The sequence below is a fragment of the Vibrio injensis genome (genome assembly GCF_001895205.1).
In the GTDB taxonomy this organism is placed as follows: Bacteria; Pseudomonadota; Gammaproteobacteria; order Enterobacterales; family Vibrionaceae; genus Vibrio; species Vibrio injensis.
The window spans coordinates 65,506-78,146 of the sequence record NZ_BDJF01000016.1; the positions used below are offsets into that span (position 1 = coordinate 65,506).

10 protein-coding genes are annotated in these 12,641 nt (G+C 43.7%); all 10 read right to left on the minus strand.

Annotated features, from left to right (window positions below):
* Positions 1–39: 39 nt before the first annotated feature.
* The 10 genes from BSR11_RS05410 to nhaA all read right to left on the minus strand — a co-directional run bounded on the left by BSR11_RS05410 (position 40) and on the right by nhaA (position 12,160).
* On the minus strand, positions 40–1,284 hold the full coding sequence (locus BSR11_RS05410) for a carboxynorspermidine synthase (RefSeq protein WP_072669444.1): 1,245 nt from the start codon (positions 1,282–1,284) through the stop codon (positions 40–42).
* Between the two features lie 14 nt (positions 1,285–1,298).
* Entirely contained in the window at positions 1,299–4,184 is a 2,886-nt protein-coding gene (locus BSR11_RS05415) for a pyridoxal phosphate-dependent class III aminotransferase (protein ID WP_072669445.1), read from the minus strand.
* 558 nt (positions 4,185–4,742) lie between these two features.
* Entirely contained in the window at positions 4,743–5,159 is a 417-nt protein-coding gene (mnhG, locus tag BSR11_RS05420; protein WP_072669446.1) for a monovalent cation/H(+) antiporter subunit G, read from the minus strand.
* The gene (locus tag BSR11_RS05425) at positions 5,152–5,427 is read right to left on the minus strand and encodes an MrpF/PhaF family protein (protein WP_072669447.1); all 276 of its coding nucleotides are present in this window, start codon (positions 5,425–5,427) and stop codon (positions 5,152–5,154) included. The genes mnhG and BSR11_RS05425 overlap by 8 nt, the downstream gene beginning before the upstream one ends.
* A 6-nt stretch (positions 5,428–5,433) precedes the next feature.
* Positions 5,434–5,907, minus strand: a complete 474-nt coding sequence (locus tag BSR11_RS05430; protein WP_040904346.1) for a Na+/H+ antiporter subunit E — start codon at positions 5,905–5,907, stop codon at positions 5,434–5,436.
* Entirely contained in the window at positions 5,904–7,400 is a 1,497-nt protein-coding gene (locus BSR11_RS05435) for a Na+/H+ antiporter subunit D (protein ID WP_072669448.1), read from the minus strand. Before BSR11_RS05435 ends, BSR11_RS05430 begins: the two co-directional genes overlap by 4 nt.
* Positions 7,397–7,750: a Na+/H+ antiporter subunit C gene (locus BSR11_RS05440; RefSeq protein ID WP_072669449.1), complete on the minus strand. Its 354-nt coding sequence runs from the start codon at positions 7,748–7,750 to the stop codon at positions 7,397–7,399. Before BSR11_RS05440 ends, BSR11_RS05435 begins: the two co-directional genes overlap by 4 nt.
* 5 nt (positions 7,751–7,755) lie before the next feature.
* Positions 7,756–8,187, minus strand: a complete 432-nt coding sequence (locus BSR11_RS05445; protein WP_040904350.1) for a Na+/H+ antiporter subunit B — start codon at positions 8,185–8,187, stop codon at positions 7,756–7,758.
* Positions 8,184–10,475: a putative monovalent cation/H+ antiporter subunit A gene (locus BSR11_RS05450; RefSeq protein WP_072669450.1), complete on the minus strand. Its 2,292-nt coding sequence runs from the start codon at positions 10,473–10,475 to the stop codon at positions 8,184–8,186. Before BSR11_RS05450 ends, BSR11_RS05445 begins: the two co-directional genes overlap by 4 nt.
* 491 nt (positions 10,476–10,966) lie before the next feature.
* Positions 10,967–12,160: a Na+/H+ antiporter NhaA gene (gene nhaA, locus BSR11_RS05455; protein ID WP_072669451.1), complete on the minus strand. Its 1,194-nt coding sequence runs from the start codon at positions 12,158–12,160 to the stop codon at positions 10,967–10,969.
* Positions 12,161–12,641: the final 481 nt, after the last annotated feature.

The following is a 12,641-nucleotide window of genomic DNA, read 5'->3' on the forward strand; positions in this document are numbered from 1 at the left end:
GGGTGATTTACCCAATAATCCCAAAAACTATCGTGCCAATTACTTGAGAATTTTAATCTCTGGTTGACCCGGTTCTAGCTCTATCACATCCCAATCCAAACCAATCGATGGCATGGTTTCTAAGAACGGATCTGGGTTTAGCTGCTCCATATTGAACACACCAGCTTGTGCCCACTCACCACGGAAAAACTGTAGCGCAGCGGTAATCGCAGGTACACCCGTCGTGTAAGCAATCGCTTGATGCTCAACATCCTTGTAAGCCACTTGGTGATCAGCGTTATTATAGATAAAGACACTGCGCTCTTTGCCGTCTTTTCTACCTTGCACCCAAGTACCAATACAAGTTAATCCCGTGTAGCCCGGTGCGAGTGACGTTGGATCGGGTAACATGGCTTTCAATACTTGCAGTGGTTTCACTACGGTTCCATCATGCAAAGTTAATGGCTCTGGGTTCAATAAACCAATATCTTTCATTACGTTAAAGTAATTCAGATAACGATCGCCGAAGCCCATCCAGAATTCTATGCGCTTAGCTGGAATAAATTCTTGTAGCGAACGGATCTCATCATGAGACATTGAATAGACTTTAAAGTTACCACAGTTAGGGAAATCGAACTCCAACATACGGGTATGACAAGGAACGCTTTTCCACTGGCCGTCTTCCCAATAGAAAGAATCACCCTGAATTTCCAGTAAGTTAGTTTCCGGATCAAAGTTAGTCGCGAATTTTTTACCGTGATCGCCTGCGTTAATATCTAACACGTCGATGGTATCAATTTCATCGAATAAATGTTTAGCAGCATAAGCCGCAAACACACTAACCACACCTGGATCAAAACCAGCACTCAAAATACCGGTAATGCCTGCTTGTTTAAACTTATCACGAAACGCCCATTGTGGATCGTAAGCTTCTGGTACTTGCTGCCCTTCGGTGCATAAGTCAACAGCCACTGAAGTATCCAAATAAGAGACCTTCGCTTGGTAGCAAGCTTCCATAATTGTGACGTTAACCCAAGGAGGACCAGCGTTAATAACTAAATCTGGCTTCACCTCATTGATTAAGGCGACCAAAGCTGCAACATCATCAGCATCCACTGCGCGAGCTTCTAGCTTCTTAGTCGAATCTTTAAGGTTATTTTTACCTTTAATGGATTCAATGATCTTCTCACACTTCCCGATAGAACGAGAAGCAATGGTAATATCACCCAGTACGTCATTGTTTTGTGCTGCTTTATGAGCAACTACCCAACCAACACCGCCCGCACCAATCTGTAGAATTGACATAGTATCCGTTACCTTTATTTCGCTAGCTCAACCGCTAGAGTTTCAATTTTAGCCAGTAAAGATTCAAAATCTGAAATCTTTAAGCATGGGTTCAAGATTGTGAATTTCAAAGCCGTTTTGCCATCCACTATGGTTTCGCCAAGTACAGCGACACCGCGTACCAAGGCCTGCAGACGAACGGTTTTATTCAGTTCATCTAAATCAGACGCTTGTGTGTTTACCGCGCGGAATAACACGGTAGATAAACAAGGTTCAGCTAACAGTTCAAAAGCGTCATGCTGACGAACTAACTGAGCCACTTGTTGAGTTTGCTCAAGTAAATGATCATACATGGCACCCATTTGCTGTGGTCCCACGTTTTGCATGGTCATAAATACTTTTAAAGCATCAAAACGCTTGGTTGTTGCTATCGATTTGTCGACCAAATTCGGTAAAGTATCATGTTCACGGTTTAAATAATCCGCATGATGAAGCAGATACTTAAAGTTATGCTTGTCTTTCAGTAGCAAAGCACCACAGCTAATGGTTTGGAAAAACAGCTTATGGAAATCGACACTAATAGAGTGAGCGCGTTCGATACCACTTAAACGCTGTTTATGGCTGCTCAAAATCAGCGCACCGCCATAAGCACTATCAACATGCAGCCACATATCATGTTGTTGAGCTGCATCAGCAATCGCCACTAAATCATCAATCGCACCATGATCAGTTGTGCCAGCGGTGCCGACAATAGCAAAAGGTATTAAACCTTCCGCTTTCGCTTGATTAATCACAGTGTCTAGCTGCGTGACGTTCATCGTACCATTCGGCAGTGCATCCACAGCAAGAATAGCTTTTTCGCCAAGACCCATCCAAGAAGCGGACTTTTGCACCGTGAAATGTGATTTTTTCGAACACACAATCCGCAGCTTATCGGCATAGTCAGGTAGGCCAAGCTTTTGAATTGAATGGCCACTTAATTTATCGGCAATCCAATCACGAGCTAACATCAAGCCCATTTGGTTGCTTTGCGTACCGCCACTGGTGAAAATACCGTCCGCTTGAGCGCCTAACTGGTATTTTTCACACATCCAATCAACGACTTTCTGCTCAACAAATGTTGCCGCCGAGGACTGATCCCAAGAATCCATTGATTGATTGAGTGACGCGATGATCGCCTCAGCCACCACCGATGGCATTAACGGCGGAGTATGCAAGTGAGCAATACAGTCTGGATGTTGAACAATGATCGAGTTTTTAGCGATCAGCTCTGCGGTGTCCGAAATAACATCGCGCAAAGAGGCATTTTTATTATCCAGATCAACCGCGTTAATCGCATTTTCAAGCAGTTTTGGCTCTAAACCTGAATAAGGTGCATTAACTTGCTCAAACACCGCTTTCATTGCCGCTGTGGTGTGATTCATTACTTGAGCAAATTCTTGACTACCTAAATGTCCAGTATGGATAAAGTGCTTTTTCCACTGGTCATTCGCAGCTTCAGGATCTTTCAAGCAACCACCAGCCGCCAAAATCGCCTCTTCTAGGACTCGCAGAGCAAAATCAATTTGCTCGAAAGAGATGATCAACGGTGGCAAGAAGCGAATGACCGAACCATCACGTCCACCTTTCTCAACAATTAATCCGCGTTCTAATGCCGCACGTTGAATGGCTAAAGTTAATTGTGGTGCCGATTTAGGCTCACCAAATTTGTTCAGCTCACCACTTGGGTCTTGAATCTCTAAGCCCAGCATGAGGCCTTTACCACGCACTTCGGCAATGCAATTCACACGGCGTTGAATATTTTCCAATCCCATACGTAGGTATTGGCCAGCAATATTGGCATGTTCAACCAAATTATCGCGGGCAATAATTTCTAATGCTTTAGCACCGGAAATCATCGCTAATTGGTTGCCACGGAAAGTACCCGTATGTTCACCTGGACGCCATGTATCGTGCTGTTTATTGATGACCAAAATCGACATGGGTAAACCACCACCAATCGCTTTTGATAAACAAAGTACATCAGGAATAATGCCTGATTCTTCAAACGCGAAGTGATAACCCGATTTACCTACGCCACACTGAATCTCATCAAAAATCAGTAAAATACCATGTTCATCACAGATACGGCGCAATTCACGTAGCCAAAACGCTGGCGCAGGGATAACCCCACCTTCGCCTTGTACTGGCTCCACAATGATCGCAGCGGGTTTCATGATCCCAGCTTCATCGTCATTTAATAGTCGCTCGATGTAACGAATACTGGCTTTGGCACCTTCATCACCACCGAGACCAAACGGACAACGTAAACTGTATGGGAAAGGCATAAAATGCACATCGGACATTAAACCAGTACGACGTGCTTTGGTATTGAGATTACCCATCATGCCCATCGTACCATTGGTCATGCCGTGGTAAGCGCCACGAAACGCAAACATGGTATTGCGGCCAGTCGTTTGCTTAGCCAATTTAATCGCGGCTTCGACGGCATCTGCACCAGAAGGACCACAAAATTGAATAACACATTGTTCAGCAAGTTCCGCCGGTAAAAATCCTTTCACTGTTTTAATAAAATGGGTTTTTGCCGTAGTCGCTATATCCAAGGTTTGATAAGGCAAGCCAGAGTCTAGCTGGTCTTTCAACGCTTGATTGATTTCAGGATGGTTATAACCTAACGCAAGGGTTCCTGCGCCAGCTAAACAATCGAGGAAAAGCTGTCCACGAGTATCTTCCACTAAACAGCCAAAAGCTTGTTTAATCGCAATCGGTAAGCGACGTGGATAAGAACGTACTGCAGATTCATGTTCGGCTTGATCAAGCAACACTTGATCAGGCGTCAGATCATAAAGACCATCTAGTATAGGTACTTGGTTGGAAAAACAGGTTGCGATAGTGTTATCGACTTCAAAGGCTGTACTCATCTTCGTCCCCTTGAAATGGTTAAAATTCTGTCCATTGTTCATCGTCGTACGAGGAAAAATGACAAATAGCAAAATTTCCGATGCTGTCGTAAGACACATTCGGAATACGGACCATTAACGTAAATGGCAAATCACTAAAACAGAGAATCAAGGTTCGGTTATGCTACTGTCTTGATAAACAGGGCATAGAGGAAGCACAAAGCTGATGATTAATGTGTGTAAGTTAAGTGAGTTCAATGTTGGGTTTCCCATTCACATGCTGTTTCCACAGCAAGAGTATCCCGTCTATCAGCAAAAGGCTTACTGATACCTACCCTACGTGGTGCCGCAATCAGCTTGAATGTTCACCACGCGTATCCCCCAGAAAACACAGTCCGAGATTGAGGCGGACGGTAACATAAAATTGACCGCGTTCGCAATGGTTTTTATTCCATTATTCCGCCAAATAGTCACAACATAGTGGATACAATCGAGTTATGGGTTATAAAAAAACCTCTAACGCATCATCAGTACGCTAGAGGTTGATTATTAAGAGGAATAAAGAATGGACGGAATCCGTTACTCTTGACGTTTATCGTCTTTGTCTTGCTCTGCAGACACGGTTTCTTTGATAGGTAAATGACGACTGGCCAGTTCGTGAGTTTCAAGATCGTAACGCTCTTTAATTACGTCCTTCACAACCCCATCCCACTGTGGTACGCCAACAAAATAACTCGCGCGAGCTAAAACATGAGCAGCAATCGGTGCCGTCAAGATAACAAATACCACTACAGCGAGGGCTCGGACCACAAAGGCCATGTCTCCCCAGTTAACCACAGCAAACGCAACCACCATCAAGCCAACACCCAATGCCCCAGCTTTAGTCGTTGCATGCATACGAGTCAATAAATCGGGCATACGGTTAATACCGATCCCTGCAAGCAACATTAAAAATGAGCCGGTAAGAATGAGTATCGCAATAATTAAATCAGTCATCGTCTCTGTGTCCTCGTTTTTCTAAATAACGGGAAAAACCGACTGCAGCCATAAACGACGTTAAGGCCAGTACAATCGCTACATCAATAAAATAAGGTTGTTGATAGCGAATGCTATAAAGCACGACTAAACCTACCGTTAAGGAAGTCATTAACTCTAAAGCCACCACCCGATCAGGCAAGGACGGGCCTTTTAATAAACGTACCGTTGCCAAAACCAAACTAATAGCTAGCATGGCAAAGCAAAGGGTATAAACAATATTCAACATAGTCTGTTACCCCAGTAAATCAATCACACGAGCTTCAAGACGCTTGAACTCTTCAATCTGACGAGCTTCATTCTCGAAGTACATTAAATGGACATACAGCACGCTTCTATCAGTAGCCACATCCAATGCCAAAGATCCCGGTGTTACGGTAATTAATGTCGCAAACATGGTGATCGCTCCTTCGTCTCGCAAATCGAGAGGAATCGCAATCACGGCTGGTTTCATTAAATGCGTTGGCGTTAATACATCATAAGCCACTCGCCCATTAGCCTTAATTAAGTCCCAAATGAAAAACAGTCCAAAACTGATCACTTTCGGTAATTTTTTAAAATAGGCTTTAAAAGTGGGGCTATCTCGTAGCAAATAAGCCAAAATCACATAACTCATTAGCATTCCAGCAAATAAGTTAGAGATGGTATAGGTACCCGATAAAATGAGCCATACCAAGGCAAGCAGCATATTCCATCCAAAGGCTTTCATGACTGACCTCCAAGTACCGCATCAATATAAACTTGTGGATTCATCACCTGCTCAGCGGTAGCATTCATCAGCTGAATGAACCATTCTGCACATAAACCGATGGTCACACTCATTAACACCATAAGGATGATTGGAACATACATACAAAAACGTTCGCTATCGCTCATCGGTGAATTCGTTTGCGCATCATCAGGCAACGTCTTCCAAAAAGCCTCTGCCCAAATTTTAATCATTGAATAAAGTGTTAGAAGGCCAACCGCTAATGCAGAACCTACCGCAATCCAATGGTTAATGCCAATCCCTCCAGTTATCACCACATATTTAGCAATAAAACCAGAGAATGGTGGAAGCCCAGCTAACGATGCCGCGCTGATAGCAAACAAGAAAGCTAATAAAGGCGCACTACGGTACAACCCACCTAGCTTATCCAGTTGATAACTACCATGACGACGATACATCACACCACTGATCAAAAATAAATTGGTTTTCACGATCATATGATGGACAACGTACAAAATACCACCTGCGATAGCTAACGGTGTGAATAACGCTAAACCCAACAGCATATAGCCAATCTGACTCACACTGTGAAAAGCGAGGATACGTCGAACCTCAAATTGCGCCGCCGCTCCTAACACACCAACCACCATGGAGAAGATCCCCATCCATAACAAAATCGTCTGGTGAGTAAATTCCACCTCGGAGATAAAAATTAAGCTAAAAACACGATAGAGCGAATAGACACCGACTTTAGTTAATAAGCCAGCAAAAATCGCAGAAATCGCTACTGGTGGTGTGTGATAAGACGCTGGCAACCAGAAAAACAATGGAAACGCTGCCGCTTTAATCCCGAACGCCACCAAAAAGAGCAGCGAGATTAACGTAACAATCTGTGGGTTCTCTGAAGCCGCTAGCTTCTGCGCCAAATCGGCCATATTTAATGTACCCGCATAAGCGTACAACAAACCGATAGCCGATAAAAATAACGCAGATGACAATAAGTTTAAGGTTACATACTTCAGTGCCCCTTCCATTTGAGCTCGCTCACCACCAAGGATCAACAAACCAAATGAAGCAACCAGCATGATCTCGAACCAAACATAGAGGTTAAAAATATCGCCAGTTAAGAAAGCCCCGATAACCCCCGCTAACATCAAATGCAATAGAGGATAAAAACCAAACGCTTCGTGCTCTTCGCTCATCGTTGCCAAGGCATAGATGGAAACGCATAACGCAACAAAAGCAGAAGAGGTCACCAGCGTCACCGCCAGTAAATCGGCGACCATGGAGATACCAAACGGTGCTTGCCATCCCCCCAAATACGTGACTTGAATTCCATTGACGTAAACGTCATGGAATAAAATCAACGTAGCAATCAACAGTGTGGAGTTGGAAAGCACACTAACCCAACGTTGCAGCTTTCGATGACGCCAAATGACCATCGATAATGCCGCTGCAAACATAGGAATAAGAATAGGCATTAATAACATCATAATTGAGTATCTGTCGTCTTCATTTTGTTCATGTCATCCGCACCAATAACTTTATAGGCACGATGTATCAGTACTACAGCAAAAGCCAGTACGCCAAAACTGATCACAATTGCCGTTAAGATCAAAGCTTGTGGCAGTGGATCGGCAATGTCAGCAAACGGAACCGTCATCCCCGTGGGGATCAACGGAGGAGCTCCCCGTACTAATCCACCGCCAGTAAAAATCAGTAAATTAGCGGCGTTAGATAAAATCATTAAACCAATAACGAGCTTAACAATACTGCGACGTAACATCATAAATAGTGCCGCTGCATAAAGGCCACCAATGACGAAAGCAAATAAAGTGGTCATATGAATTAATCCTCCACTTCAGCAAGGGTCAGTAATAACGTCGTCACCATACCAATCACGACCAGATAAACCCCAATATCAAATAACAATGGCGTACTCAGTTTCAATTCACCGACACCTGGTAGATAAACCGTCCACCAGACGCTGGTTAAAAATTCACTGCCAGACAGAATCACACCAATCACGCCACTAAACATAGCAATCATTAGTCCAACGCCCATCAGTTGTGAACTATCGACACCGATTAGACGTCGAGTCTGGACTGGAGTAAAAGCAAACAGATGCAAAGCAAAAGCACTGGATGCAACGAGACCAGCGATAAATCCCCCACCGGGTTCATTATGCCCACGCAGCAATAAAAAGATCGAAAACAGCAACAGCATGGGTAATAGAAACCGTGCCGCGACTTGTAGAATTAACGCGCTATCCGTTTTCATGGTTTATTTTTCTCCAACTTGATCATCGCCGTTACCCCTATGGCAGCTAAGGCAAGGACAAACAGTTCACCCAAGGTATCTAGCGCTCGGAAATCAACCAGTATCACGTTAACAATATTGCGTCCTTTTGCGATCACATAACTGTTTTCAATTAGGTAATCACTTATCCTATCGGGTTCGGCAAATTGAGTCACGGTCATCACCAACAATGTCATCATGCCGCCAAAGACGATCGCGACAAGCGCATCACGCCAACGTACATCTGAACTTGATAAACGTTGAAAACGCGGCAATTTGAACAATACAAAGACCAACATGATGACCGTTAGCGTTTCAATCAGTATCTGAGTGATCGCCAAATCAGGCGCACTAAAGAAGACGTAGATCAACGCCATACTAAAACCTAATGCACCAATCGCTGCAACGGCACCTAAACGTTGTGAAGTGATACAGGCATAACTGACCACCGCAATAATAATGCCCGAGATCAGAATTTCATAAATCTCCACCCCAGAAAAATCTAACGTCCCGTACCAACCAACGCGCGTAGCAATGGTGTAGCCAACTAATACAATGGTGGTAATAAAGATGGTTAAAATGTAATTGGAGAGATAACCATTTTGCACACGTCCCGTTAACCACTTAGAAAAAATAACCAACCCTTGCATAAAGAGTTCGTAGCCTTTTTCTGGGCCATAGTTAAGTAAAGGCTTAGCTAAACTGGCTGTAGGCGCTAAACGGCTCCAGCGTTTAAAGAGTAAATAGCCCCCTGCTAATGCGACGGCACTGAGCAATAAAGGCAAATTAAATCCATGCCATAATGCGAGAGAAATAGGGTCAATCACCTGCCCTGAGACTGCCGAGGCCGCAACCGTAATAAGTGGTGATACCAGTGAGGGAATCAAACCAAAGATTAAGCCCAAACTGGCGAGGAGTGAAAAACCGACCCGCATGGCAAAAGGAGCTTCATGAGCCTCTTTAGGGGTTGTGATCACTGGTCCCCAAAACGGTTTAATCGCCACTAATCCAGCACAAGCCGCTAAACAGATAGAAGAGACTACCCCCACAAACAGTAGTGCGCTTTGCCATGGACTGGTTAGTAATCCTTCTAACATCGCTTCTTTAGCAATAAAACCGAAAACCGGTGGAATACCCGCTAAAGCTAACGCCGCCAGCGACATAAAAATCGCCGTCTGTGGCATGCTGCGCCGTAAACCACTCAACTGACGAATGTCTTTGGTTCCTGTCTCATGGTCAACCGTACCTGCGGCCATAAACAAAGCGCCCTTGTACAGTGCATGGGCCAATAAAAACACCATGGCGGCAATTAACGCCGCTTCCGTACCAATCCCGATTAACAAGGTTAAGGTGCCTAAAGAAGCAACCGTGGTATAAGCTAAAATACGTTTGAGATCGGTACTCGTTACCGCCATCACAGAGCCAACTAACATCGTCAATCCACCGACGCTAACAAGCAACATCATCCATGTACTGTCTCCGGCCATGACGGGCTGTAAACGAGCCATCAAATAGATACCAGCTTTTACCATCGTTGCGGAATGCAAAAACGAGCTTACAGGTGTAGGAGCCGCCATAGCGTTTGGTAACCAAAAATGAAACGGCACTTGGGCAGATTTCGTGAATGCGCCCGCCAGCACCAGTAACATCATCGGTAGAAATAGGCTATGTTGCTGGATTTCCGCCCCTTGACGGACAATTTGATCCAACTGATAAGTACCAGCAATCTGACCGAGTAGTATCACTCCCGCCATTAATGCAAGGCCACCGCCCACGGTAACAAATAGCCCTTGTAGTGCAGATTTACGTGATTTCTCTTGATCATGATGAAAACCAATCAACATATATGACGTGATGCTGGTTAGTTCCCAGAAAACAAACATCGCCATAATGTTATTAGCTAACACGACACCAAGCATCGCCCCCATGAATGCACAAAGATACATCACCAGTTTACGTTGATCCGCGTGACCTGACAGGTAACTACCCGCGTAAACGACGACTAAAGTACCGATACCGCTGATCAGTAACGCGAATAATAAACTCAGCCCATCAAGCCGAATATCCAGTGAAATGCCTAATGACGGAATCCAATCGTAATAGAATAATAAACTATGCCCAGCCGTGACCTGTGGGACAAAGCCTAAGAAATACACAAACAGTAAAGCAGGAAGCAACGCAACCCACCATACTGCACGATCACCTAATTGGCGGTACAGCCAAGGTACAAAAAAAGCAACAATAAAACCTGACATTAATGCTAATAGCATCTAATGACCTCCAAACGTCGAAATCCTGCTGTAGACAACAAGGGTTCGTTTCCCTAATGCAAGTGATTAAATGACAACCACACTAAAAATAAAGCTGAACGGCGATGGCGAACAGCATTATGTATTCCCCTACAAGGTTAATACTTTAATATAAATAACTTACATGAAGAGTAGCTTACTCTCCCTAAAACAAGAAAGCATAAAAACAAAGTTTTATGCTTTCTGAGTGTATATTGACCGTTTCAAACGGTTTTTATGTCAATCATCAAGTGCAGACACAAAGCAAAATAGAGCCGATGAATCGAGACCGATCAGCGGCTAGAGCTAACGTTACTGCTCTCACCGATAACTACGATTGAATCATCAACAAGCCCTAGTATCTCCTTAAATAAGGCTCGAATACCATAGGATAGCAATCTCTTGAAACATTAAGTCACTATCCAATCACACTATGTTTAATCCATCGATTAGACTGGCAAAAAGCTCAGTGATTAGTACTTCGCTTTTATCTCCTCAATCAAAATAGGCTCATCAAGCAATACTTTTTTCGGAAGCGTAGCACGTAACATAATATACCCAGCCAGTGCCGCCGCCGTTGAGCCAATCAAGATACCTAAACGGGCATAATTATCCAAAATAAGATGAGCGTGACCGAACGCTAACGATGAGATAAAGATCGACATCGTAAAGCCAATACCACATAACACCGAGACAGCAAAAATATGGCGAGTATCAATGCCTTCGGGTAACTTTGTCATCCCTAATTTGACGGAGATCCAGCTAAAGGTAAAGATGCCCAGCGGTTTACCGACGAAAAGCCCTAACGCCACACCAACAGGCAGCGTTGATGTTAATCCCGCTAACGATATTCCTTCTAGCGAAATCCCCGCATTTACAAAAGCAAACAATGGCAAAATAGCGAACGTTGACCATGGATGTAATCGATGTTCCAAGTGCTTTAATGGTGATGAAGATCCGGCTTGTTTACCCCGTAAAGGAATCGCAAAACCAATCATTACCCCAGCAAGAGTCGCATGAATACCCGATTGTAGAACGGCGAACCATAATATCGCACCCAGTATCAAGTATGGCGGCAATGAGGTGACGTTGTAACGATTAAGCAAGTATAAACCTCCCGCCGTCAGTAGGCCCAATCCTAATGCTAAACTCGACAATTCGCTGGTATAGAACAGGGCAATGATAATAATCACCCCTAAGTCATCAATAATCGCTAACGCTAATAAAAAAGCTTTCAAGCTGACAGGCACTCGATTACCCAGTAACGCCATGATCCCCAAAGCAAAAGCAATATCAGTTGCCGCGGGAATCGCCCAACCTTGGCTTGCAGTAGGATCGGCAGAGTTAAACCAAGTATAAACCAGAGCTGGAGCTAACATTCCTCCTAGAGCAGCAATGGCTGGGAATAAAGCCTGCTCTTTTGATTTTAGCGATCCTTCAATTAATTCGCGTTTTACTTCCAGGCCAATTAATAAAAAGAAAATCGCCATGAGCCCATCATTGACCCAATGAGAGAGAGACATACCGAAGACATAAGCATGCAAAGCATGCTGATAAAGCTCATTAACAGGTGAATTGGCGATCAACATAGCCGCAATCGCAGCCATAACTAATAACACTCCACCCACGGCTTCTGTTTTAAAGAAACTACGAATCATGCGTATCATGGGGATATCGTCCTTTGTGATGATAAGAATCAACGATGAAATGCACCTAGTGACACTAAACCAACTAAATCAGGTACAAGAAGATAAGATTGAGTCTACCCACTCACTGCTCGGTTGAAAAATCGCTTCTAGTGAAATTAAACATCGAAAAATCCGATCTATAAAGACAAAAGTAACGTAATTTCCGTTGTTAATTCATTCATAAAGAGTGTAATAAAATATGTTTGATAAGAAATAATCCATTAGCCATAAAGTAAAAACACTTATTTATCATGAAATTGAAATAACAGAATTAACATAAAACCAAGAATTTCCGAATATCGTAAAAGTCAAGGCGCCATGAAATGAACAGATAGCCTTATAGCGACCAATACAAGGCAAAACTAGAGGATGGAGAAAGAACTAGACGACTGGCTAACCAAAGGATGACACTCTGGGCATGAAATAACTCATCAAGCTGTCAATAACAACGCCCCACTGA

Coding starts and splice junctions, on each gene's coding strand:
- BSR11_RS05440 (WP_072669449.1), bottom strand. CDS start 7,750: ATGACCACTTTATTTGCTTTCGTCATTGGTGGCCTTTATGCAGCGGCA.
- BSR11_RS05445 (WP_040904350.1), bottom strand. CDS start 8,187: ATGAAAACGGATAGCGCGTTAATTCTACAAGTCGCGGCACGGTTTCTA.
- BSR11_RS05415 (WP_072669445.1), bottom strand. CDS start 4,184: ATGAGTACAGCCTTTGAAGTCGATAACACTATCGCAACCTGTTTTTCC.
- BSR11_RS05410 (WP_072669444.1), bottom strand. CDS start 1,284: ATGTCAATTCTACAGATTGGTGCGGGCGGTGTTGGTTGGGTAGTTGCT.
- mnhG (WP_072669446.1), bottom strand. CDS start 5,159: ATGACTGATTTAATTATTGCGATACTCATTCTTACCGGCTCATTTTTA.
- BSR11_RS05450 (WP_072669450.1), bottom strand. CDS start 10,475: ATGCTATTAGCATTAATGTCAGGTTTTATTGTTGCTTTTTTTGTACCT.
- BSR11_RS05435 (WP_072669448.1), bottom strand. CDS start 7,400: ATGATGTTATTAATGCCTATTCTTATTCCTATGTTTGCAGCGGCATTA.
- BSR11_RS05425 (WP_072669447.1), bottom strand. CDS start 5,427: ATGTTGAATATTGTTTATACCCTTTGCTTTGCCATGCTAGCTATTAGT.
- BSR11_RS05430 (WP_040904346.1), bottom strand. CDS start 5,907: ATGAAAGCCTTTGGATGGAATATGCTGCTTGCCTTGGTATGGCTCATT.
- nhaA (WP_072669451.1), bottom strand. CDS start 12,160: ATGATACGCATGATTCGTAGTTTCTTTAAAACAGAAGCCGTGGGTGGA.